Annotated in this window: 17 protein-coding genes and 3 pseudogenes; 11 read left to right on the top strand and 9 right to left on the bottom strand. The window is 59.0% G+C overall.

Annotated features, from left to right (window positions below):
• The first annotated feature begins 79 nt into the window (after positions 1–79).
• Positions 80–1435 carry an IS1380 family transposase gene (locus ACD578_RS27530; protein WP_404295168.1) on the top strand — a complete coding sequence of 452 codons (1356 nt, stop codon included), beginning with the start codon at positions 80–82 and terminating at the stop codon, positions 1433–1435.
• Positions 1436–1692: 257 nt separating this feature from the next.
• Here ACD578_RS27530 and ACD578_RS27535 read toward each other — a convergent pair whose 3' ends face one another.
• Positions 1693–2199 (bottom strand): hypothetical protein, encoded by a 507-nt coding sequence (locus ACD578_RS27535; protein ID WP_404295170.1) that lies wholly within the window; start codon positions 2197–2199, stop codon positions 1693–1695.
• A 195-nt stretch (positions 2200–2394) separates the two neighbouring features.
• On the opposite strand from ACD578_RS27535, the pseudogene ACD578_RS27540 reads away from it, so the two are divergent.
• A pseudogene (locus tag ACD578_RS27540) lies at positions 2395–2535 on the top strand (integrase core domain-containing protein); the annotation flags it as partial.
• A gap of 446 nt (positions 2536–2981) precedes the next feature.
• Here the strand turns inward: ACD578_RS27540 and ACD578_RS27545 are convergent.
• The 8 genes from ACD578_RS27545 to ACD578_RS27580 all read right to left on the bottom strand — a co-directional run bounded on the left by ACD578_RS27545 (position 2982) and on the right by ACD578_RS27580 (position 11418).
• Positions 2982–3788, bottom strand: a complete 807-nt coding sequence (locus ACD578_RS27545) for an acyltransferase (protein WP_404295172.1) — start codon at positions 3786–3788, stop codon at positions 2982–2984.
• Between the two features lie 128 nt (positions 3789–3916).
• Positions 3917–4699, bottom strand: coding sequence for a 3-deoxy-manno-octulosonate cytidylyltransferase (locus tag ACD578_RS27550; protein ID WP_404295175.1), 783 nt, complete (start codon positions 4697–4699; stop codon positions 3917–3919).
• A 41-nt stretch (positions 4700–4740) separates the two neighbouring features.
• The gene (locus ACD578_RS27555; RefSeq protein ID WP_404295177.1) at positions 4741–5835 is read right to left on the bottom strand and encodes a hypothetical protein; all 1095 of its coding nucleotides are present in this window, start codon (positions 5833–5835) and stop codon (positions 4741–4743) included.
• Positions 5836–5893: 58 nt separating this feature from the next.
• Complete coding sequence (locus ACD578_RS27560; protein WP_404295471.1) at positions 5894–6904, bottom strand: SIS domain-containing protein; 1011 nt, start codon at positions 6902–6904, stop codon at positions 5894–5896.
• A gap of 45 nt (positions 6905–6949) precedes the next feature.
• Positions 6950–7819 (bottom strand): 3-deoxy-8-phosphooctulonate synthase, encoded by an 870-nt coding sequence (gene kdsA, locus ACD578_RS27565; RefSeq protein ID WP_404295180.1) that lies wholly within the window; start codon positions 7817–7819, stop codon positions 6950–6952.
• A 61-nt stretch (positions 7820–7880) separates the two neighbouring features.
• On the bottom strand, positions 7881–9200 hold the full coding sequence (locus ACD578_RS27570; protein WP_404295183.1) for a glycosyltransferase family 4 protein: 1320 nt from the start codon (positions 9198–9200) through the stop codon (positions 7881–7883).
• Positions 9201–9219: 19 nt separating this feature from the next.
• Positions 9220–10932, bottom strand: a complete 1713-nt coding sequence (locus ACD578_RS27575; protein WP_404295185.1) for a hypothetical protein — start codon at positions 10930–10932, stop codon at positions 9220–9222.
• A gap of 75 nt (positions 10933–11007) precedes the next feature.
• Positions 11008–11418 carry a hypothetical protein gene (locus tag ACD578_RS27580; protein WP_404295187.1) on the bottom strand — a complete coding sequence of 137 codons (411 nt, stop codon included), beginning with the start codon at positions 11416–11418 and terminating at the stop codon, positions 11008–11010.
• 1657 nt (positions 11419–13075) lie between these two features.
• On the opposite strand from ACD578_RS27580, the pseudogene ACD578_RS27585 reads away from it, so the two are divergent.
• From ACD578_RS27585 to ACD578_RS27625, 9 genes and pseudogenes are all read left to right on the top strand, one after another.
• Positions 13076–14432: pseudogene (locus ACD578_RS27585) on the top strand (IS1380 family transposase).
• 240 nt (positions 14433–14672) lie between these two features.
• Entirely contained in the window at positions 14673–15587 is a 915-nt protein-coding gene (locus ACD578_RS27590; RefSeq protein WP_404295190.1) for an IS481 family transposase, read from the top strand.
• A gap of 270 nt (positions 15588–15857) precedes the next feature.
• On the top strand, positions 15858–16445 hold the full coding sequence (gene rfbC / locus ACD578_RS27595) for a dTDP-4-dehydrorhamnose 3,5-epimerase (protein WP_404295193.1): 588 nt from the start codon (positions 15858–15860) through the stop codon (positions 16443–16445).
• 43 nt (positions 16446–16488) lie between these two features.
• Positions 16489–17553, top strand: coding sequence for a dTDP-glucose 4,6-dehydratase (gene rfbB, locus ACD578_RS27600; protein ID WP_404295195.1), 1065 nt, complete (start codon positions 16489–16491; stop codon positions 17551–17553).
• Positions 17550–18437 (top strand): dTDP-4-dehydrorhamnose reductase, encoded by an 888-nt coding sequence (gene rfbD, locus ACD578_RS27605; RefSeq protein ID WP_404295198.1) that lies wholly within the window; start codon positions 17550–17552, stop codon positions 18435–18437. The genes rfbB and rfbD overlap by 4 nt, the downstream gene beginning before the upstream one ends.
• Before the next feature lie 33 nt (positions 18438–18470).
• Positions 18471–19352 carry a glucose-1-phosphate thymidylyltransferase RfbA gene (gene rfbA, locus ACD578_RS27610; RefSeq protein ID WP_404295202.1) on the top strand — a complete coding sequence of 294 codons (882 nt, stop codon included), beginning with the start codon at positions 18471–18473 and terminating at the stop codon, positions 19350–19352.
• Between the two features lie 635 nt (positions 19353–19987).
• Positions 19988–20686, top strand: a complete 699-nt coding sequence (locus ACD578_RS27615) for a calcium-binding protein (RefSeq protein ID WP_404295475.1) — start codon at positions 19988–19990, stop codon at positions 20684–20686.
• Between the two features lie 35 nt (positions 20687–20721).
• The gene (locus ACD578_RS27620) at positions 20722–22701 is read left to right on the top strand and encodes a hypothetical protein (RefSeq protein ID WP_404295204.1); all 1980 of its coding nucleotides are present in this window, start codon (positions 20722–20724) and stop codon (positions 22699–22701) included.
• A 36-nt stretch (positions 22702–22737) separates the two neighbouring features.
• Positions 22738–23877, top strand: a pseudogene (locus tag ACD578_RS27625) (ABC transporter transmembrane domain-containing protein); the annotation flags it as partial.
• Positions 23878–23917 lie beyond the last annotated feature (40 nt).

Genomic DNA, 23917 nt, shown 5'->3' on the forward strand with positions numbered 1-23917 from the left:
TAGCTTAAGCACTTGTAGCAGCGTAGGATTTGGTTGTTGAAGCCGATCCTGCACTCGTTCCAAGGCTGCCACACCCGCCATGACGGACGATACAACCCCGACGTTCTCGTTTCCAGCCGTATCCCGCAAGAAGATCACCGCTGCTTTCGACGGTGGGCGCCTGTCGTCGGACGGTGGTGTGATGCTCCTGGCCCAGGCCGAGCGCCGGCTCGGGATCGCCGAGCGGCTCGCTGGTTTCATTCCAGACCGGCGCACTCCAACCCGCGTCAGGCATGCTGTGGCGGACATGATCCGCGCCCGCATCTTCGCCATCGCGTGCGGCTATGAGGATTGCAACGACTTCGGCCCGCTGCGCTCGGATCCGGCATTCAAGCTCGCCTGCGGACACTTGCCGGAGACGGGCACTGACCTGGCGTCCCAGCCCACCCTCTCACGTCTGGAGAATGCCCCGAGTCTGCGCGATGCGATCCGGCTGACCTATGCACGGGTCGATCCGTGGATGGAAAGCTACGCCAGCGTGCCGGATAGCGTCGTGCTGGATATCGATGACACCTGCGATGTCGTGCATGGGCATCAGCAGTTATCCCTGTTCAACGCCCACTCTGACGAGCGTTGCTTTCTGCCCATCCATGTCTACGACAGCGCCACGGGTCGGCCTGTCGCCATCGTACTGCGGCCGGGCAAAACACCCTCGGGTGTGGAGGTGCGGGCGCATCTGCGACGCCTCGTGCGCCGGATCCGCACGCGTTGGCCGACGACGCGCATCACCATCCGGGGTGACAGCCATTACGCCCGTCCCGAGGCCATGGACTTCTGCGAGACAAACGGCATCAGCTACCTCTTTGGACTGGCCGGGACCCGGCCGCTCACCGCCAAAGTTCAGGATGTGGCGGATGCGGTGCGCACCCACAGGGCCCTGGAGGATCGCGAGGTCGTTCGCGGCTTTGCCGAGACGATGCACCGGGCCAAAAGCTGGTCGTGCGAGCGACGGGTGGTGGCCCGCATTGAGGCGACCCGCCTCGGGCTCGACATCCGCTTTGTGGTCACCAACCTGATCAGAACCAGCCCGCGCGTCATCTACGAGAGCCTGTACTGTGCCCGGGGTCAGGCGGAGAACTGGATCAAGTTCCACAAGGCACAGCTTGCCTCCGACCGGACCTCGTGCCGGCGAGCGGTGGCCAATCAGGTTCGCCTCGTGCTGCACACGGCCGCCTACTGGCTGATGCTGCAGGTGCGGGAGGCCATCCCAGCCCTGCGCGATCTCGCCCGAGCAGAATTCGCCACGTTGCGCCTTCGCCTGCTCAAGATCGCCGTGCGGGTGCAGGAAACGGCAAGTCGCATCCGCTTGGCCTACGCGTCCTGCTGTCCCGAAGCCGACCTCGTCCGCACATTGGCTGCCGCTCTCATGCCAAGCCCGAGAGCGGCGTCGCCCTAAGCGAGGGGGCTGCCATCGCCCCGATCACCCCATCCCGTTCCCGCCAGCGCGTTCCCTCTGTTCCAACCCTCGCAGCGGTGAAACAGACGCAGCGGATCAGCACGTCCTGGGCGCAAATCACATCATTGCAACAAGCTCTGGTGAATGCGATGGGTTAGCAAGGATATATTTTAATCCAGATCGGGTCATCGCCTGTCCCGTGGCATTGAGGAAGAGCTCAGCATCGCCGCTCGCCGGGCGGATCGCCAATCGGGCCCTCAGCGCCGCCGTTGTCTCCTTTCAGAGCGGCAGCGGGCGCTCACGGCGCACTTTCCCATAACGTGGATGCTGGCCGCCGCTTGGCGGTCGATCTGACCAAGGCGGAGGCTGACGAATTCGGAGACGCGCGGGCCCTCGAACGCCAAGTGGGGCATCGCCCGATCCCGGATGCCGGAGACCTGACGTGGGTTCGGCGCATCAAGCAAAGCCTGCATCTCCTCGCGCGGGAGATGGCTGACGAGCGCTTCATCGGCCTTCTTCGTTGGGTTCGCCGGACCCAGCGGGCTTGGTCCAGGCAGGACGGAGCTGGTATTCGAGGAAGCGGAAGACGAATGGATCGCGGCAAAGCCGAGATTGCGGGGGCGTGCCGAGTTGCCGCGCGCCTCCTCGGTATGCTCGAGGAAGGCGGAGGAGCGGCGTATCGAGTTGCTCGATATCGATGCGGTATGGCGCGGTCCGAAATCGGGCAGCCGCAAAGTACAACAGCAGCCGAATGCTTTAGGCATAGGCCTCACACGTGTGCGGGCTCGCCCGCCGTTCATGGGGCAGGTGGCCTTGCAAGAAGGTGGCGAGATGAGGAGCCAGTCCGGTCACGCGACGGCTCACTGGTGTAAGGCCTCACCGGCACCGCAATCTGACCCATCGGGATCGGCGTTGCCTCCCGGTATCAATAGGTGTCGGTGACATGGTCGTGACCAAGGTTCCTCTCCATGGCTGATGCCAGGGAGAGGATTCAGCAATAGAGGAGAGATCAAAATGAGATCAAGCCCCATATGGCGCTCGGCGGCTTGACCCCAAACGCCTTCGCCCAACAAACTCACCAAGCTCGAAAAGTTGCATAGGCGGTGGATCACATCTGAAGCCAGTTCCAGCCATCACTTCACTGACATTCTAACCGGATCACTCCATGGGGGTGGATCAACCGGACGGCCTACCCGCGAGATCGATGCCCTCATGCCGTGAAATTATTGGCCCTGAACGGCATCAGCTTTGCGCTTACTGTCAACTGACCTTGGCGCCAGTTATGTAGAGTCAGCCTACCGTGTGAGAAGGAATCGCCGATCGCATCACGCCGCACTAGATGGGATCAGTTTGCTGCTCTTACCGAGAACCTGCGCTATCTCATCGAACTCCATAAAGCCGACGCTCGCCCCGCGTCACAAGTCGTGGCATAAAACGGGATCCCCGGTTCTGATCGCCTCGTTACTATGTGATTGCCAGTAGGGATAGGCGAAACTCGGCAGTCCCCTACCAAAACCCTGCTCATCGCGAGATAATCCAATGACGTTCAATTCATGAACGGCATACTAAGTAATGCATTGATTGCGCTCTCGTCGGGCTGAGACATTCTCGTCCAAGAAACATTGCCACGTAGAACCCGACATGGAGAGCCAACAGCAAGACTGCAACTCGGAATATCCTTAGTCACAATAGATCCAGCACCTACAATTGATCCAGCGCCAATCTCAGTCCCCTTCATTACTACGACGTCCTGTCCAATCCAAACATGAGAGCCTAGGACGATGCTATCAGGGAGATTAAGGCTCTTTCTGGTTTCTAGATCAACAATTCCATGGGAATCTGACGTTCGGAGCCAAATGTTCCACGAGAACATACAATCGTCACCGATCTGAATATGGCGTTCAGGTCCTTCTATCCAACACTTTATCCCAGGCGAAGAGCATTCACGGCCGCAGAAGAATACCGACCGGTGGTCCCGGAACATAATCCAAAGCCGGTTCTCTCGCGACGAACGTCCTACAGAGAGTAGGTGCCCGTCTCCTTCGAAGTGAACCTCACCAACAGCCCGTGTATTTGTCTCAAGAACAACGCTGTTGCGGTGAGATCCCTTGAGGTGAACTCTGAGATTAACGCACGGCATTCCCCGTTCGACAAAGAAAAGATTTTCCGTTCCAGGATTTCCTACAATTTCAATCCCAAGGTTAGCCAGCTCCCGTAGCGTCTCTTCCCGTGCCTCGAGGACAAGTAGATCATTGAAGTGGGGAATAGTGAAACCCTCGGTTCCGATCAGACGCCGCTGAGCCAGTGCAGAATGCGCCATAATAAGTTCATGAAGTTGTTTATTGGTGGACATTCTCGGTGCTATTCAGCTCTCAGAAAGCCATTAAGGCAGTGCGGTGGAAATTTCCTGGACGAAGTTTGCAGATAACGTAGCCTCCAGCCAGTGCTTCTTCAATTGCGAGCCTCCTCAACGCGAATAATTCACTCTTCGGTCGGCGGAGCCAGTTCGGTTCCTTTTTGAGAGTACCTAGAGGCGCTGGCAATGAATGCGCGCGCCCTGTCCAGATCCTCGGGAGTATCGACCCCCAGCGGCAGGTCGCGCACGAGTACGGCATCGATGCGCATGCCCGCCTCCAGGGCCCGCAGCTGCTCTAGCCTCTCGCGCAGCTCCAGTCGGGACGGCGGAAGGGCGACGAAGCGTTGCAGCGCCTTGCGGCGATAGGCGTAAAGACCAATGTGATGATAGAGCGGACCATCGCCATAGGGCGCGGTCGCACGGGTGAAGTAGAGGGTGCGGAAGCGGTCAGGCGACACCTCGCCTCCAACCATCTTCACCACATTCGGGTTGGTGCGCTCCTCGTCCCTTTCGATAACCGCCACAAGGGTTGCGATGTCGACCAATGGGTCCGAGAGCGGCGTGATCGAGGCCACGATGGCAGCGGGATCAATGGTCGGTAGATCACCCTGGACGTTGACGACCACGTCGTGCCGCCGTTCCGGATCGAGCTTTTCCACAGCCTCAAAGATTCGGTCCGAACCCGACGCATGGTCGGAACGGGTCATGACGGCCGTCCCTCCGGCGCGGATGACGGCCTCGGCGACTTCGGGAGCATCCGTCGCGACGGCGACCGGCCCGATTCCCGCCTCGACGGCCCTGCGCCAGACATGGACAATCATGGGCTCTCCTGCGATTTCGGCCATGGGCTTGTTGGGCAGGCGGGTTGCGGCGAGGCGAGCCGGGATAAGGACAAGATATTCGGACATGTAAATTCCATGAGACTCTGGCACATAAAGTCGGAGTTTCTCTAGGCAGCAAAGTTTTTCGGTGGCTTTTCGAGAGCTATACAGTCCCGTTTTGGGAGCATGTCGTCTGAAATGATCCCCTTCCTTGCAAGCACCCCGAGCACGCGAGAGACACGCTCGAATGAAATTGTTGCGCTCGACGGCAAAATGTGTTCAGCACGTTCCCACTCAATGAACTTCATCAATGTAAAACATTGTTGGCAGGCCGTGACAACTCCTCGAAACTCTTCGTACTGGTGCCAATTCCAGATCTTGACGGTTCCTGCCGGACGGAGGATCGTCAATGAAGCCTGAAGACGCTGCAAAGCATGAGCAGAGTCCTTGCTTCGCCATGCAAGCCAGCCCGCAACGAAGTGAGCGATTGCAACGTTTGTTGCTGCCTGAGGCCAGCTTTCAAATGAGTCCACTCGTGCGCAGATTGCGTCGAACTCCCTACGGGCCTCATCAAACTGGCTCCAAGATAGGTAAGCATATCCAAAAGCGAGATGGGTGGATCCGACCCATCTAAGAGCTGCACCGGATGCGATATGATTGAGTTTAGCACGGGTTGTATGACACCGTTGCATCACCTCGCGAATTTCATCGGCGGAAACAAGATCATCCTCAATATGACGGTACGTAAGAACACATGCTGCTGCCATGAAGAGGTTTTCATCAGGTCTGCTCATGTTGAGAGCGCGGCGCGCGGCCCATACAAGAAGTTGTTTGTTCTTCGTGCGAAAAGCCGGATTCTGATAAGCGCGATCGAATTCTTCAAGAGTTCTGAAGCGCATACTGGACGGCTCATAAACGCCGTTGCGCAGACGTGGCAGTTCAGATGTGGAACCATCCTGCCAGACTGCAATAACTTTAGCCTCGGACTCTCCCATCCGGTCATTGAACGCAACGTTTACTTCTGCGCTAAATCCGCATGTCGAAACACCGTGAATCCGTTCAACATCGCTACGTAGATCGCAGCATTGCAAGCTGTGCTCGAAGTCGCCATGAACATAAATAATTCTTGTAGGTGGTTCACGTGCATCCGTATCCAGCGCCCACCCGATTAGGCGGAGACCGCTTTTCTGGAATTGAGCGCTTTCAAAATAGCCAATTCTCATTTGGTGGCCTCCACAAGACAAAAGGATCGCGGTTGTATAAGCAACCTTAACTAGACTCCTATATCACTCCGGTCCGGAGTAGATCGTGAACGTGCAGAATTCCTACTAATTTGTTATCATCAACAACCATCAGAGCTGTGATCTTTGCTGAATTCATCTCATTTAGAGCTTGAGCAGCTGTCACTTTGGCACCGATCACTATTGGTTCAGTTGTCATTATTTCAATAACAGACGTATTTAAGATATCAGACCTTAGGCCACGCCGTAGGTCTCCATCCGTTACGACACCAATAAGCGCTCCAGCTTTATTAAGGACAGCTGCAATGCCGAATGACTTTTCTGTCATTACTATTATAGCATCAGCTATGCAGGCAGCATCTGTAACTATAGGAAGTTTATCTCCACTATGCATCAAATCACGAACTGTTTTGAGGGACGCTCCTAGTTTGCCTCCAGGATGGAAGACCTGAAAATTTGCAGGTGAAAAGCCTCTCAAGGAGAGGAGTGACATAGCAATCGCATCCGCTAACACGAGTTGTACTGTCGTCGATGTCGTTGGAGCTAAGCCATTCGGGCAAGCTTCAGTCAATTTGGGAATGGTCAAACAAACGTCCGACGCTGAACCAAGCGTGCTCAAAGGATTTGAGGTCACTGCAATGAGTTTTATATTGAACCGACGAGAGTATGCAACGAGATCTACAAGTTCCCGCGTCTCTCCCGACCATGAAAATGCGATAATGACATCATCAGCGCCAATCATCCCGAGGTCGCCGTGGCTTGCCTCGGCGGGATGCACGTAGTTTGACACAGTCCCTGTTGATGCCAGCGTCGCGGCGAACTTCTTTGCGATGTGACCAGACTTTCCCATTCCAGTGGCAATGACTTGGCCCTGACAGCGGAAGATCGTGTTTACAGCATCCCGAAAGGACGAACTCAGGGAACCACGCAGAGAGCTAGCCAGCGTTTGTACCCCGGCGATCTCAATTTCGACAGTCCGGACTGCGGAGCGAATAATTTCATCCAAGTCCGAAGAGTCGGCCGGAAGTGTAGAGAGATTGTTTGAGAGCATATCGAGCAACTTTGCATCCAATAGAATCTGCGTGGCGGAAATAAACTAAGGGCTAGTGATGCTAAGTGGCTTGATTAGCGCATCGAATGCCTTCAGCTGCGCAAGCAGCCCTTCTAGTTCCTTCAACGGAACCATGTTGGGACCGTCGGACGGCGCCTTGTCGGGATCCTGGTGCGTCTCGATGAAGACGCCGGCCACGCCGACAGCGACGGCAGCGCGAGCGAGCACCGGAACGTATTCGCGCTGGCCGCCGGAGGTCGTGCCCTTGCCGCCGGGCTGCTGCACGGAATGGGTGGCGTCGAAGATCACCGGAGCGCCGGTCTCGGCCATGATCGGAAGGCTCCGCATGTCGGAGACGAGCGTGTTGTAGCCGAAGGAGGCGCCGCGTTCGGTGAGCATGACATTGGGATTGCCCGCTCCCGTAATCTTAGCGGCCACGTTGGCCATGTCCCAGGGTGCCAGAAACTGGCCCTTCTTCACGTTGACCACCCGGCCCGTCCTGGCCGCGGCGACCAGAAGATCGGTCTGGCGGCAGAGGAAGGCGGGGATCTGAAGGATGTCGACCACTTCGCCGACTGGGGCGCATTGGTCGTTCTCATGCACATCGGTGATGACCGGCAGACCGAATTTCTCCTTCACCTCGGCGAAGATGGAGAGAGCCTTGTCCAGCCCGATGCCGCGGGCGCTCGAGATGGAGGTCCGGTTCGCCTTGTCGAAGGACGACTTGTAGACGAGGCCGAGACCCAGCTTTCCGGTGATCTCCTTGAGCGCAGCCGCCATTTCGAGCGCGTGCTCGCGGCTTTCCATGGCACAGGGACCGGCGATGATGCTGAGCGGAAGGTGATTGCCGAAGCGGACGGAGCCGGCCTCGACGACGGCGGGACAGCGACCTGAGTTATTTAAGGGGAAGGTCAAAGTGAATAGCCCAAGCGTTGGTTTGCCCGAATGTTGGGGGAAGCAGGCGGACAGATGACGTTTAGCTTTGGTAGGTTTCGAGGAAGCCCGCTACCATTTCAGATCGCGATGGCGGTGAAGGAATGCGAGACGACAGTTGCTCCCAAAGGCCGTCCTCTGTACACGCCCGCTTTATGGCTTGAGACAGGGACCGAGGGTCGCCCATTCGAAAGTGCAAGCCAAACTCGCCATCCATAATTCGCTCAGCCGGCCCTCCAACATTTGAGCAAATGACCGGCCGTTTAAACATCCAAGCCTCGGAAATAACAAGGCCAAAAATTTCCCACCAAGTCGAGGGGACGATGCACCAGTCCACGCGGCCCATGCGATTCGGCAGTTCGTCTACGTGATAGCCGCCATTGTTGAAGACGATCTGCTCGTCTGGGGGCAAGGTTTGCTCGCTGGCGAGGAAATTATTAATTTCGTCGCGAACGGCCGGAGATGCGTACTGAAGATTGTCGCCGTTGATCTCGACGACGAAATCCATATATCCTTCCGAGCGTAGGATCTGCACCGCTCTTAGCAGTATGTGCACGCCCTTATTGTCGACGAGCTGGCCGAAGTACCCGAAGCGCCTCTTCGGCCCATCAGCGATTGGAAGAGCTGCAGGATCACCATACATCCGCTGCCCATTCGTGATACGGTTGATCTTCTCCCGTGGAATGCCCCAGCGGACATAATGCTCGATCATGAAGTGACTGGGACAGGTGAAGACATCGACCTCAGCGAAATGGCTCTGGAACCACATCTTCCTGACATGAAACTGTTCTGGCGTGCGCTCCGGGAAGCATTGGTGGCAGCGAACGGGGCTTGCCTGCGTGCAGAGTGAGCGGTCCGTCCGACGCACCATCTGTCCATCGGCCGCACAGATGCTCATGAACTCGTGGAATGTGAAGACGATACGGCAGTTTGGCAGGACGCGCCGGGTCAGGGTGATGAGGTCGATGCCGAACGTGAAGAAGTGATGAAAGTGCACCACATCGGGACGAACAAGCTCCAGGAACTCGGCGAATCCTTCTACCATCGCGGGTGAGGAGGTCTTGTGCCACCAATAGTCGTAGTCCTGGGTGAGGAACAGGAACTCGCCTTCGCGCCTGTCGAAGCCGGTGATCCGGGCGCCGCTCTTGAAGAGCGCGGGATAATTCTTGTTATCGACAGAGGCGAGCAGGACCGGCTCTATTTCCGGAACTTGCTTCAATCCTTCAAAAAGCTCGTAGCAGATCTGCTGAGCTCCACCCCGCAACAGTTCGGGGTGAAAAAGGCTCACGAGCAACACCTTCTTACGCACAGGCTGTTCCTCAGGCTTGTAATCCGAGGCAGCCTTCAGTGAAATGATTGTCATGCTTCGTTCGCAGTCTTGATCATCGAGCGCCGCCGCACGGTGGGACGGCTTTTGGATTGCCGGAGCGTTGCTGGTCGGTCGGCTGTCCCGACGTGGTTAGATTGGTCGTCCCCGTTGCAGACTCTGACGCGGGATTGAGAAGGCGATGTACTGGCGTCTTCCCAGCGATCTCTGCCTGGATAAGCTCGCCCCAGTTGCGGGTGAACAGCCAGCGATTTACAAGCGATCCGCCCTCGTGCTCGTGCCGTCGGACAGAGCCTTTCCCTTCCAGATGCCAGAAACGGATATCATGCATCCAGACCGGTACTCCCTGCGCCAAGCTCTTCAGGCAAAGGTCAGCATCTTCGTAATGGCCAAAGAGATGATCCTCGCTAAAGCCACCGAGCCGTTCGAACCAAGACCGGTCGGTCGAGATGAATGCCCCGGTGATTGCCGGGACAGGCCGCGCACTCGTGTACTGAGCCGATGAGGCAGGCGAACCTTTCCCATGGTGTTCGACGCGAATCATTGCCCGGGAGACAATGGAGTTCGGTTTAATGGATAGGCCCCGGTCGATGTCAAAATACATGCCACCATGCATCAACGACCCATCATCATAGTAAAGAAGGGCCCCGAATATGGCGGTTTGCTCGGCCGGCAGACCGGCAATGATACCTTCATGCCGCTCGGCCCAGCCATTGTCGATCGGGAACACGTCTGGATTGACGAAAATAATGCGGTCGGAGATTGCATACCTCGCCGCAATGTTGTTGGCTGCGCTGAAGCCGGCATTCCCTGAGAGCGTCACAAGTGTGAGACTGATCCCGTAGATCCGCTCCGCAATGCGGGCTTCTTTGTGCAGGACTTCCGAGAGTTCTGGGCTATTGGAAACATAGACGTACTCGTAATCGTCAAAGCGATTCGCGCGAGAAAAGAGGGCGTTCTGGAGAAATAGAAACTCGTGCTTTCCGAACAGGCAAACGATGATGGATGCCTTGAAGTGGCGGTCTCGCCGACCGAACCGCTCGACATGCGCCGTAGCGGTGATGGAGGACGAAATATAGCGGTTCAGCTGGATAAGCTTCCGGCCAAGGCCACTTTCAAGCGCTTGGAAAGCCTCAATGTCGCGGTTGCCATAATACTCAACACTGGCGAAGTATCCCAAGACAATATTGCGAAGCTCACTGTCAGACACCATTCGCGCATTGGTCTGCGCTTCGGCAAAACCAACGCTATCCAACAACACCCTGACCCTCCACGCGCCGGTTAAGTCCTGGCCCGGAACTAGCTGCACCATGGTCCAGAACCCGACGGAATGTCCCTCTGGGATGTTCAGGTTTCGCTCAACATCGGAACGTCGGCAGCGTCCAAAGGCTCGGGTGTTGCACCCCTCGGATCCAGAGATGATGGAAATACTGCTCAGAGGGACTTGGCGATCATCGACCCACCCAACCACAAAGGCGATGCCGCTCTCGGAAACGAATGCCGTATCGATGCTGAAGGGGATCTGGATCGGAGATCTTGGCATTCTGGAGTAGCCAAGCGCTGCAAAATATTCCGGATTATGCAGGCGCCCTTCGCTTCTGCCGCGTTCAATGTAATGCTCAAGGCCCAGAACAATATCCCCCTCCTCAATCAGCTTCGACACATCGGGATAAATCGCAACATACAACTCCTCATTGAACTCGACGAGGTCGAGCAGGGCATTGCGCTGTTGTGTTGTTGAGGAATGATCATAGGCCTCTGAAGCCAAACTGTCCGTCCTTGAGACAGACGCAGGTCCGGACAATACGGCTCGTATGTTGTCGTCTAACTCCATCATATCCTCTTAGACGTATTCTAAGCCGAAGTGGGCAAAAGGAAACCGTCCCTCTCTGTACCCACGCTGCTCAAAGTGGTTCTGCCCCGACTCAAATGTACGAGCGCCAACAGCTTCTCTGACATCAGGATATTGGTCGAGATACCAGTCCTCGTCGATAGTAATTTCATAAGGCATCCGATGCTCGAAGAAGCCGAAGATGCAGTAGTGATCGACGGCACTCGCTATTTCACCGTTGCGGATAGCTGTACGAACATCTTCGTATTTTGAGAGATACCATTCTGCATCGACGCGAATGCGCGAGAGAATAGGTTTAAGTAGGGCAACAAAATACTCTGTCTCGACAGCTATGTACTTTGAGTTCTCTGCTGTAACACAGACTTTCTTGTTCTGAATAGTTGCAAATGTGTCGATCGGCATTCGTACTTCTCCGGAGCTATTCACGTTACTATTTGAGGTTCTCGCCCACGCGCCGTAACGCCGCTTTGAGGTTGCCATCTCATGACCACTAATGACGCGATCGCTTTTTTTGAATGTGATGCAGGGAGGGGCGCCTCATCTCGGGCCTTCTTGAACGTTGCTGACCACTCCTGAAACCGTATGGCCAGTTGCTCTGCGGCCATCGTGGTCCTCTGCTTGGTTGGGAGAGCTTCCTGTGACATGTGCAGCATCGCCAGCGCGCTCGCGACGGCATCAAAGATGGCCTGCTCGCTGAGTAGGAGCAGTCCATTTTCACCTGCTCCCTCAAGGATAGCTCTGAAGCACCCCTCGTGGACCCGCTTCGCATAGTCAACATCCGGATTGTTCATCGCGAAGTGTCGCAGCGGGGGATGGCGAGAGCGGTGAATGGAGCTGGGAGCCATTGAGTGGGGCGCGTGGTCCGATCGTGCCTTGTGGGCTGCGGTGAGTCCTTCAACATCGTTGCGCGGATCCCGCCGCAACTCGGTGTCGCGCCTAGGCTCCTGCGAATTCCTTTGGAATCGGATCGATGCATCCCTTGCCCCGCAGTTTTATCACGGCCAAGCGGCGCCATTTTTATCCTGTTTCGGGCGAAGGCCCAACGAGACGCGAACCTCTTCACTGCGGCGCAGGAAGGAAGGAAGGAATGGGTGCGAGAGCTCGATTGTACCACCGGGACCGTCGGACGGGCGCCTTGCCTGACCAAGCCAGCAATTCGTATCACATAGTGCGACGACGTCGGGTCACCGATTTATTACAGATGAGCGATCGTAATCAAAATTTATAAGCGGGACTGCAGTGTACTCGTCGGTCGGCAAGGGATCTCGCCCATCGTGGGCGTTTATCCGGTCCAGGGTTTTTGCACCGGGAAATTCCCGCCCTGCATGAGACGCCCCCGCGCCACCAAGTGGAGCGTGCGCCCAACGGAACCTGGCACGGAGCTATTTCACATCAGCGTGCAGCGGATCTGGCAAGCCCATGACCTTAAGCCACACTTGATGAAATCCTTCTCCCCACCGACAATAACTTCGTCGAGAAGGCCCAGACGCACGCGGCCTCCATCTCAGCCCGCGATGGCGCCCGGGTTCTCGCGGTCGATAAAAAGTCACTAATCCGGCACTCGACGGCAACCGGCCGGCCTTTCTGCCACAGAAGGGGCTCCCAGCACGATGATCATGACGATAAACGACCTTGCCCTACGACTCTGTTTGCCACTCTTGACGTGGCATCGCCATCAGGAGCTTCTGCGCGTCACAATGGTGGTAAGGACGAGTGCCTCGACCTACACCTAAGCGTTGATAAATACGGGACACACAAGCTCGCGAAAATGAAGGCTTGGTTGGCTCTGCACCCTCGCTTGCAGCTATGCTCCACGCCAATATCGGCCTCGTGGCTCAACCAAGTCGAGCGCTTCTTTGCCCTGATCCTTAGGAGAGCTCCCGGCCCAGCGTTTTCCCAAGCATTCCTGACCTGGAGGCCACAGTCATGGATACCTAGCCGCTCTTATGCACGAGGTGGCTGGAGAAGGCTGGCGGGTGTAGCTTAAGCACTTGAAGCAGCGTAGGATTTGGTTGCTGAGACTAACCCCTGCCACCCCTTCAAGGCTGCCACACCCGCCATGCAGGACGATACAACTGCGACGTTCCCGTTTCCAGCCGTGTCCCGCAAGAAGATCACCGCTGCTTTCGACGGCGGGCGCTTGTCGTCGGACGGCGGCGTCATGCTCCTGGCCCAGGCCGAGCGCCGGCTTGGAATCGCCGAGCGGCTGGCGCGCTTCATCCCCGATCGCCGAGATCCAGGCCGCGTGACGCACGTGATCCCAGACATGATCCGCGCCCGCATCTTCGCCATCGCGTGCGGCTATGAGGACTGCAACGACTTCGGCCCGCTGCGCTCCGATCCGGCGTTCAAGCTCGCCTGCGGGCACTTGCCGGAGAGCGGAGCCGACCTCGCCTCGCAGCCGACCCTCTCGCGCCTGGAGAACGCTCCGACGATCCGCGATGCCATCCGGTTGACCTATGCTCTGGTGGATCAGTGGATGGAAAGCTATGCCACCGTGCCGGATGGGGTCGTGCTGGACGTCGACGACACCTGCGACGTGGTGCATGGGCACCAGCAGCTCTCGCTGTTCAACGCCCACTATGACGAGCGCTGCTTTCTGCCGATCCATGTCTACGACAGCGCCACCGGCCGTCCTGTTGCCATCGTGCTGCGGCCCGGCAAAACACCTTCGGGCCTGGAGGTGCGGGCTCATCTGCGCCGGCTGGTGCGGCGCATCCGCACCCGTTGGCCGACGACACGCATCACCATCCGGGGTGACAGTCACTATGCCCGTCCCGAAGTCATGGACTTCTGCGAGCAGAACGGCCTCAGCTATCTGTTCGGGCTGGCTGGCACGAAGCCGCTCACCGCCAAAGTTCAGGACGTGGCGGATGCGGGTGCGCACTCAAAGGGCGGTGGAAGACTGCGAGGTTGTTCGTGGCTTTGCCGAGACGAAGCACCAAGCCAGGAGCTGGACGTGCGAGCGCCGGGTGGTCGCCCGCATCGAGGCCACCCGCCTGGGCCTCGACATCCGCTTTGTCGTCACCAACCTCAGGGGAACCAGCCCACGGGTGGTCTACGAGAGCCTGTATTGTGCCCGCGGCCAGGCGGAGAACTGGATCAAGTTCCACAAAGCGCAACTTGCTTCCGACCGGACCTCGTGCCGCCGGGCGGTGGCCAACCAGGTTCGGCTCGTGCTGCACACGGCCGCCTACTGGCTGATGCTGGCGGTGCGGGAGGCCATCCCGGCTGCGCGCGATCTCGCCAAAGCCGAGTTCGCGACCCTACGGCTTCGCCTGCTCAAGATCGCCGTGCGGGTGCAGGAAACGGCGAGCCGCATCCGCTTGGCCTACGCGTCCTGCTGCCCCGAAGCCGACCTCTTCGGCCGTCTTGTTTGGGCTCTCGCCCCTCGGCCGCGGACGGCGTCGCCATGAACGGCGGGGCCACGATCGCCCCATCAGCCCATCCATTTCCTGCCAACGCGTTCCCCATGTTCCAGACCTCATCGCGATGAAACAGACGCAACGAGCCCCTGCGATCGCAGTCCAGAACGGAAGACATCAACATGTCTCATGAATAGGGTGGGCTAGCTGTGAGATCTAAGGAGGTTGTTCATCCCGTCTGATGGCCTGAGGGTGGTCGTTGCCAGACGATTCACCCCAAGGACCTGAGGAATGAACAACCCGCATCAGAATGCCCGCACGACCCGGCTGGGTCGAGCGGAAATGATCCGCCGCATCATTGAGGATGGCCAACCTGTTGGTGAGGTGGCCCGAGGCTTTGGCATCAGCGAGCGCACCGCTCGCAAGTGGCTGGCCCGCTTCAGAGCCGAGGGGCTGAGCGGATTGGATAATCGCTCCTCTTGCCCACGAACGGTCGCAAACCGCACGGCCGAGTACTGGATCGGTGTGATAGAGATGCTCCGGCGGGAGTACCGGCTCACCGCTGACGAGATCGCCGGCAAGCTCAACCTTGCCCGCTCCACCGTGGCGGCCTGGCTCACCCGGCGCGGCTTGGGTCACTTGACGGCTCTGGAGCCGAAGCAGCCGCCGCGGCGCTATCAGCGCCAGCACCCTGGCGAGTTGATCCACCTCGACATCAAGAAGTTGGCTCGCTTCGAGCGGATCGGTCATCGCATTACGGGTGACCGACGCCATGCGAGTGCTGGGGCAGGCTACGACTGCTTCCATGTGGCCATCGATGACGCCACTCGGCTGGCCTATGTCGAAGTGCTGCCGGATGAGACCCGTCGCTCGACCACGGCTTTCCTGGTCAGAGCGCGCGGCGTCCGGGTCGAGCGGGTGATGACCGACAATGGGTCCGGCTACGTCGCACGGCTGTTCCGCAAAGCACTGAGGCTGCTCGGGATCCGGCACATCCGCACGAGACCCTACACGCCGAAAACCAACGGCAAGGCCGAGCGCTTCATCCAGACGCTGCTGCGGGAATGGGCCTATGCGATCCCATTCAGCTCATCGCATGCTCGAGTTGCTGATCTGCCGCGATGGCTCACCTGGTACAATCAGCAGCGCCCGCATGGTAGTCTCGGTCGACGAACACCGGCTCAGGCTCTCGCCGGAACAACCTGATCAGAACTCACACCTAGCCGCTACAATGCTGGTCCGAAGCCCTTCGCCTCGACGGCCTCTGCCGCAGCTATCCTCGAAAAGGTCTCTCGTGCGAAACGAGTGCTCGAATAACAACAGTAGCAGCCCGGGTTAAACCCTTAGGCGGGCCTACCATCTCAGGGAGCGCACTCCGGTCTGTAATGAATCGGTGATCTACCACCAGGGAGCCAAGTGTATAGAGTAAGCAGTATTAGCTAATCTCCTCCCTACCGTTGGGCAGAGCAGGGGCACATGTCCGATCTTATCGTGAAGCCGACCAACATTCCTGACATCATCTTGCTGACGCCGCGCCGTTTCCGCGATGATCGGGGATGGTTCAGCGAAATCTATAACGAACGCTCCTTTGCCCAGGCGCTCGGGGATATCGCCTTCGTCCAAGATAACCAAGCCTTCTCCTCCGCGAGGGGGACTTTGCGAGGATTGCACTTCCAGCGGCCGCCCAAGCCTCAGGCCAAGTTGGTCCGCGCCATTCGTGGGAGCATCTTCGATGTCGCGGTCGATCTTCGGACGGGCTCGCCCACCTACGGGGGATGGGTGGGTGCGACACTCACTGCGGAGGGAGGCGAACAGCTATTGGTGCCGCGCGGCTTCGCCCACGGCTACTGCACGCTCGAGCCCAATACCGAGGTCGCCTACAAGGTGGACGGCTTCTACTCACCCGAGTGTGATGCCGGCCTAGCCTGGAACGATCGGACCCTTGCCATCCAGTGGCCGATTGTGCCTGAGGACGTGCTCCTGTCTGAGAAGGACAAGTCCCTACTTGCTTTCTCCGACTTCGTCTCGCCCTTCCGCTACGCACTGTCTACCGCGCTCGCCTAGGCCTGCTACGCCGCGTCTCCTAATTCAGGTTAAAGTTATACTCATGGCAGCAAAGCGCATTCTCGTCACCGGCGGCGCCGGCTTCATTGGTTCGGCGGTCACGCGCCACCTGATCGCCGAGACGGAGCATCACGTGCTCATTCTCGACAAGCTGACCTATGCGGGCAACTTAGACTCTGTCGAAACGGTCGCCAGCAGTCCCCGCTATCGCTTCGTGCAGGCGGACATAGTGGACGCGCCGCTGATGCAGGAGATCATCACCTCCTATCGCCCTGAAGTCATCATGCACTTGGCAGCCGAGAGCCACGTTGACCGCTCGATCGACGGGCCAGGCGCGTTCATCGAGACCAATGTCGTTGGTACCTACACCCTGCTGCAAGCCGCCCTGGCCTACTGGCAGCTCCTGTCCTGCGTGGAGAAGGAGGCATTCCGTTTCCACCACATCTCGACTGACGAGGTCTTCGGCTCTCTCGGCCCTGAAGGCTATTTCACGGAAAGCACTCCTTATGATCCGCGCTCGCCTTACTCCTCCTCGAAAGCGGCCTCAGATCACCTTGTGCGCGCTTGGCACCACACCTATGGCTTGCCGATCGTAATTAGCAATTGCTCCAACAACTACGGTCCCTATCACTTTCCGGAAAAACTGATCCCACTTGTCATTCTCAATGCGCTCGAAGGTAGGCCTCTGCCAGTCTATGGCGACGGCTCGAATGTGCGAGACTGGCTCTATGTCGAAGATCATGCCCGAGCCCTTGTCACGATCGCTGAGCGAGGCCGCGTCGGCGAGAGCTACAATATCGGCGGCCACAACGAGAAGACCAATCTCGAAGTAGTCCGGGCGATCTGCGCCAATCTGGACGAGATCGCCCCTGACACGCGCATCGGACCGCGCGACAGGCTGATCACCTTTGTCAAGGACCGCCCCGGGCACGACCAGCGCTACGCTATTGATGCCTCCAAAATCAGCCGGGAGCTGGGCTGGATCCCCCAGGACACGTTTGAGACAGGACTGGCCAAGACTGTGTGCTGGTACCTGGACAACCGCATCTGGTGGGAGCGGATCCGCTCCGGCATCTATCGCGGCGAACGGCTGGGGACAGCGGCATGATCTTGGTCTTCGGCAGCGGTGGTCAGCTCGGGCAGGAGCTGACTGAGACCGCCCACTTGGCGGGCACAGCCCTGACCGGACTGGGGCGGGCAGAGGTTAGTATCGCTGATGAGGCCGCCGTCCAGCGTGTCCTCGACGGCCTGAAACCGACCGTCGTCATCAATGCGGGTGCCTACACCAAGGTTGATCGGGCCGAGACCGAAGCCGCGGAAGCCTTTCGCGCCAACGCTATAGGACCTGAGGTCCTCGCGAGCGCCTGCGCGTCCGTCGGTATCCCGCTGGTTCATGTATCGACGGATTACGTCTTTGACGGAACCAAGATTGGCGCTTACCGCGAGAACGATCCTGTCGCGCCGCTCGGCGTCTACGGCCGCAGCAAGGCGGCCGGCGAGGAGGCGATCCGGTTCCATGCGCCCCGGCATGTAATCGTGCGGACCTCCTGGGTGTATGGGGTCTACGGTGCGAACTTCCTCAAAACGATTCTGAGGCTGACCGGCGAGCGCAATGAACTGAGAATTGTCGCCGACCAGCACGGGTGCCCCACCTCCACAACCGATCTCGCCCAAGCTCTCCTCACCGTGGCGCAACACCTCAGAGAGGGAAAGGTGCCTTACGGCACCTACCATTGTGCCGGTTCAGGGGCGACCACGTGGCACGGTTTTGCGCAGCGGATCATCATGGCGCAGCGCCGCTTCACGGGACGTGCCCCGGCCCTCGTTCCAATCCGGACAGACGAATATCCCACGCCGGCCAAGCGACCAGTTAACTCGGTGCTGAACTCCAGCCTGTTCCGCCGAACCTTCGGCTACACCGCGCAGCCCTGGGAGAGTGCCGTCGACGCCGCGATCGAGCGGCTGCTGCCACAGCTCTTCACTGCATCCTAGAGCCCAGGCAGAGGGCACAACAAGGAAAGCACCATGGACCGCAAGGGCATCATTCTCGCCGGGGGCTCCGGCACCCGTCTCCACCCGCTGACGCTTGGCACGTCGAAGCAGCTCCTGCCGATCTTCGACAAACCCATGATCTACTACCCGCTCACCACCCTCATGCTGGCGGGAATCCGGGATATCCTGATCATCACCACTCGGGAGGACCAAGCGGCCTTCAAGAGGGTTCTCGGAACCGGACGACAATGGGGCGTTCGCCTTGAGTACGCTGTTCAGCCGAGCCCCGATGGACTCGCCCAGGCCTTCGTCATCGGCGAGGACTTCGTGCGTGGTCACCCCTCCTGTCTGGTTCTCGGCGACAACCTGATCTACGGCCACGGTCTCTCTGAGGTCCTCACACGGGCCCATGCGCGTCGGGAAGGCACCACGGTCTTTGGTTATCGGGTCGAGGACCCGCAGCGTTACGGCATCGTGGCCTTCGATGACCAGGGGCGGGCGACCTCCATTGAGGAGAAGCCGGCCAGACCCAAATCGCACTGGGCGGTGATCGGACTCTATTTCTACGATGAGCAGGCGATCGACCTCGCCAAGAGCCTAAAGCCTTCGGCGCGTGGCGAATTAGAGATCACCGACCTCAACAATCGATATCTCTCCCAAGGAAGCCTGCATGTGGAGCAACTCGGCCGTGGATACACATGGCTCGATGCGGGAACGCACGAATCGCTGCTGGAGGCATCCGAGTTCGTCCACGTGCTGCAATCACGCCAAGGTCAGCTGATCGCTTCCCCGGAGGAGATCGCCTACCGGGAGCGCTGGATTGACCAAAATACCTTTGAACATGCTGCCCGCGCACTCTCTAAGACCAGATACGGACGCGCACTCCTGGCTCAGCTTCAGGCGCAGGAGCTGTGATCCTTGACGAGTACGCCGGCGCCAACTGGTGGTCCACAAGAATGGCGCCGATTGGTTTCGCTGCGGAAAACGCCAAGTTCGCAGAGTGGTCGGCAAGCGACGCGGCCTGTTCGATCCTGAACCTAACGCCCTTCTTAGATATCCCGGTTTGAGCCAGATGAGTAGCGGCCCGAATTTCAACTCGTGGCAAAGAATTCTCGTCGCGGCCTTCCATCTGTGATGGATCAGTGATCCATTTCGCACCTCCCATTGCGTATATGGGAGCCTCTCGAAATGGGTAGCTTGGGGCGATGTGCGCCCCATTAAGGGGTAGAGATGGCATCTGTTGCTAGTGCATTCGACGGAGCTGTGTCGCAGGAGGCGTACAGCTATTTCTTGAGAGGTATCAAGAACTCTCTTGGCGACGACTCGTTTCGCGTCCGGGACTTCAGTCAGAATCCAGCGCACTCGGTCGTAAAGGGAACGAGTGGATCCGACTACGTGATTCTCGGCAGCGGCGACAAGCTGGCGAGCGTGAAGGGGCTCCGCGCGGCTTCGATACTGTCGAGACCAGCAGCTCGATCAACATTAAGGGCACCGGGTTCCGGGGCGTCGTTCTGACCGGCGATACAAACGCCAAGGTCACCGGCAGCTCTCTGGACGATCGGATCGCAGGCAACGACGGCAACAACCTGATCAAGGCAGGTATCGGCAAGGACGTTGTGGCCGGTGGGGCAGGTAACGACAGCATCTTCGGTGAAGGTGGTCGCGATACGCTCTTCGGTGACGCAGGTAACGACTCAATCCTTGGCGGCGACGACAATGACCTGCTCAGTGGCGGTGTCGGCAACGACACCCTCAAGGGCGGCGACGACAGCGACCTGCTTTATGGCGGAAGCGGGAGTGATCGCCTCTACGGCGACAACGGCAGCGACCGCCTGTTTGGCCAGGAGGGCAATGACCTCCTGGATGGCGGCTCCGGCAACGATCTTCTGGATGGTCTCGTCGGCGACGACGTGCTCTTCGGCGGCGCCGGCAAGGACACGCTGCTAGGCGGAGACGGAAGCGACACGCTCTTCGGCGGCACGGGCTCCGACGTCTTACGGGGCGGCGAAGGCCACGACACCTTCGACATTCAGAAGGGAGCGCGCGGCGATATCGATACGATCGCCGACTTTAACCAGAATGAGGATGTCATCGACCTGTCCGGCACTGCAGCGACGAAATTCAGCAGCCTGTCTCTCAAGAGCGACGGCCATGGCAATACAGTCGTGACTGTGAAGGCGGATGGCACGAAATTCAAGCTGGTCGGCTATGATCCGAACGATATCAACAGCTCGTTCTTCCACTTCTGATGCTTGCTACTCCAAACGGCGAATTGGAGCTTCCGGTGGTTAATCCTCCGGAAGCTCTTCCGGTTTTCGTCGTCCCGTATTCGGCCGGTGCGTCCTTCGTCTGGTGTCCTCGCCTCGAGGGCGGCACACTTGCCGGCCTCCGGGTGGCGGGCGCTGCTGCGTCCATCCACGAGCGCAAAAAGCTACTTCGCCCTGGCCAGAATCTCGAGGTCCTGTTCGTAGACGGTGTGAGCCTCCGGGACGGCGCCGAGTGCGCGCTGGACGTGACTGCGGTCGATGGTCATGAGGTCAGCTGTCATGGGCTCGCGCGGCTTGCGCGCTGGGACGACGGAGAGACCCGGCGGGCGCTAAGCCTCATCGCCAATCGCTTTACAAGCGCGCAGGGATCATCCCCCGTCCTCGAGCGGTATCTTGCGTTCATCAGCACTTGGCAGGCTCCCGCCCACCTCATCAGTGTATTTCCCGAAGGCTGCCTCATCGAAGTCGATGCCACGTGCCAAGAGAGCGACATTACCATCTATGCCGTGACGGGTCACGGCTTGCGCCGCATCGAGGCAAAGGTTCTTCACAATCGCGACGGCAAGTTGACCCTCTGGCTTGATGCCATCGATGCACCGTATGCCTATCTCGAGATCCAGGGCTCCCTGGTCCGGATCAATCTCGACGTGAGACCGGTGCGGCCTGCTGCCCCTTTCACGGACGCCGCCGACGGCCCCGAACTTGTCGAGGCCCTGCACGGAATCGTCGAAGGTCCCTCCGAGGAGCTTGCGGCGTGGGCTGCGGGCCGTTGCCGGGCTCAGACCTCAGTTCATTCGGATGAAGGGACCATCAGGCTGTTCCGGGCTGTCCGGTTGCCGGACTCCGGTGATGTAGCCTTTTTCCTCAGCATTGCGGGCGAACCGGCGGACCTGAGGCAACTCAGAATCGAGGCCTTCGGCGAGAGGGAGGATCTCGACAGCGCGATCATCGCGCGAGATGTCGACAGCGAGGCCGGCGAGTTCCGACAGCAGATCGTCGTGACGGCGTTCGGGCCGCGATCCACCTCGCGCTGCTTCAAGCTGTCATGGGTCTGCGCCGGACAGCCGAATGCCACCTGGATCCGCGAGACTGATGCGGCGGATACCAGAAATCGCGCTCTGGCACAGGAATTCGCACCCCTGGCCCTGGTCAATCGCAAAACATTCGAAACCGTCCTTCATCCCCTGGCAGCTGCCGCGGAGGCGGACGTGGCGCCCGGTCTCCTGCAGATCATCGATCTGACAGACGAAACCGCCAAACCCTATGCCGACATCGTCGTGTTTGTGGGGCGTGATCTCGAGGCACTGCACCGCACAGTCCTGGGCTTGTCGCTCACTACACGGAACACGCCGTTCTCCGTCCACCTTTGTCTGTTCGATCCGCGTCTGACGGCGGCGCTCGAGACGGCGGCCCGCAACTGGACGCGGATGTATGCCGTGGATTTTCGTCTGTCCATCTTCAGCTCGCGGACCACAGACGCGCAGGTCGCACGGCAATTCTTTGCGAGTGCGCGCCCGCAGATTCTCTGCCGGGCCGGAGTGGCTCCCCGGCTGAGCGGCTGGCTACCCCAGATCCTGTCGAAGCTCGAATCACGGCCGAATGGAATTCTCGTCGGCGCCGATTCAGGCCTTGGCGCTGCCGGTCAGGACAATGCATCTGTGGTCCGGCTTGCAAGCCTGAACCGCAGCGAGGCGGGAGCCGGCTTGGCTGATCGGATCATCGCGGCCGCCGTAGCTCCCGGAGTTAGGCCGAACCTTGAGGCGACACCGTGCTTCTATACCCTCGAAGGCTTCATCCTAGTCCAGGCGTTTCAGGGCGCGGCGGGTGAGACATTGAAGATTGATGATAACCTCCGTTTCACCCGCACCGGGACAACCGATTGTCACGATGACTTTCATGCGCAAATTGATTCTTACAGCCTGCAGATTCTGCACAAATCATCACCTGCGGCGAGGCTCCGGGTTCGCAAGCGCGTTGGCCACGTGGCCGCTGAATAAGTCCAATCTTTATCGGCCTGGTTGAGGTGACAGATCATGAGCAGTCATCGCTATTCCCCCTCTCAGGTCGAGGACGTTGCGGATGCACTGAAAGCGTGCCGGCAGCATTTCCTGTTCGCGCTGTGTTTCGACAGCGGCGTCAACATCCTTCTGCTGGCCTATCCGATCTTTATGATCCAGCTTTACGACCGGGTCATTCCGGCTAAGAGTTGGGAGACGCTCATCGCTCTGGTGATTGGCCTAGCGACTGCCGTCTGTGCGAAGGGTATTTTTCAGTGGGTACGGGGCACACTTCTGGTGCGTGCCTCGGCGCGGATCGAGCGCCGGCTGGCTGACCGGCTATTTAAGGTTGTCGTCCGCCGGTCAGCAAACGGCACGGGACCGTCCAACGCGCAGCTCATCCGCGACTTGGACAGCTACCGCCAGTTTGTGACCGGCAAAGGAGCTCTGGCTGCGCTCGATATGCCTTGGGGGTTCCTGTTCCTGGGCGTCCTCATCGTTCTGGATCCCATCATCGGCACAGTTGCAGGGATCTGCATTGCTATTTCTGCGGCGGCGACGGTGGCCAATTCCATTCTCACGAAACGGGCCCTAATCAACGCCAATGTGGTCGCGAACGCATCGCACCATTTCAGCGAAGCAGTCACACGTTCGGCCGAGGCTGTGGTTGGCCTTGGAATGTTAAATGCTGTCGTCGTCTGCTGGCGCCGGGAACGCGATAAGGCCATCGAGGAGCAGTTGATCGCCAGCGGACGGGGCGTCGTTTTCTCGTCCTTTCTCGGCTCGGCTCGCATTCTGATGCAGGGCGCTCTCATGGCCGCGGGCGCGATCCAGGTCATCAATGGCGAGGTCCCATTCGGGGTTGTTTTTGCGTCGATCTTCATTTTCGGCTTTGCTATGAAGCCTGTAGATCAGCTGATCGCGGCCTGGGAGGATTACCACCCGGTCAAGGAGGCCATGAGACGCATCAATGCGGCGCTCAAGCACACCCCGGAGCCCTCGACATCGCTGCAACTGCCGCGCCCGGCGGGAACGATCACCTGCCAGGATCTGACCTTCCTGCCTGCCGGATCGGATCAGGCCGTGCTGAAGCGGATCAGTTTTGGTGTTCGGGCCGGCGAGAGCCTGGGCCTCGTCGGCTTGAACGGATCCGGCAAGACGACCCTGGCGCGGGTCCTGACGGGGAGCCTGCGCCCCCACCGCAGGGTCCGTCCGT

The organism is Microvirga sp. RSM25 (assembly GCF_044784385.1).
Classification (GTDB): Bacteria; Pseudomonadota; Alphaproteobacteria; order Rhizobiales; family Beijerinckiaceae; genus Microvirga; species Microvirga tunisiensis.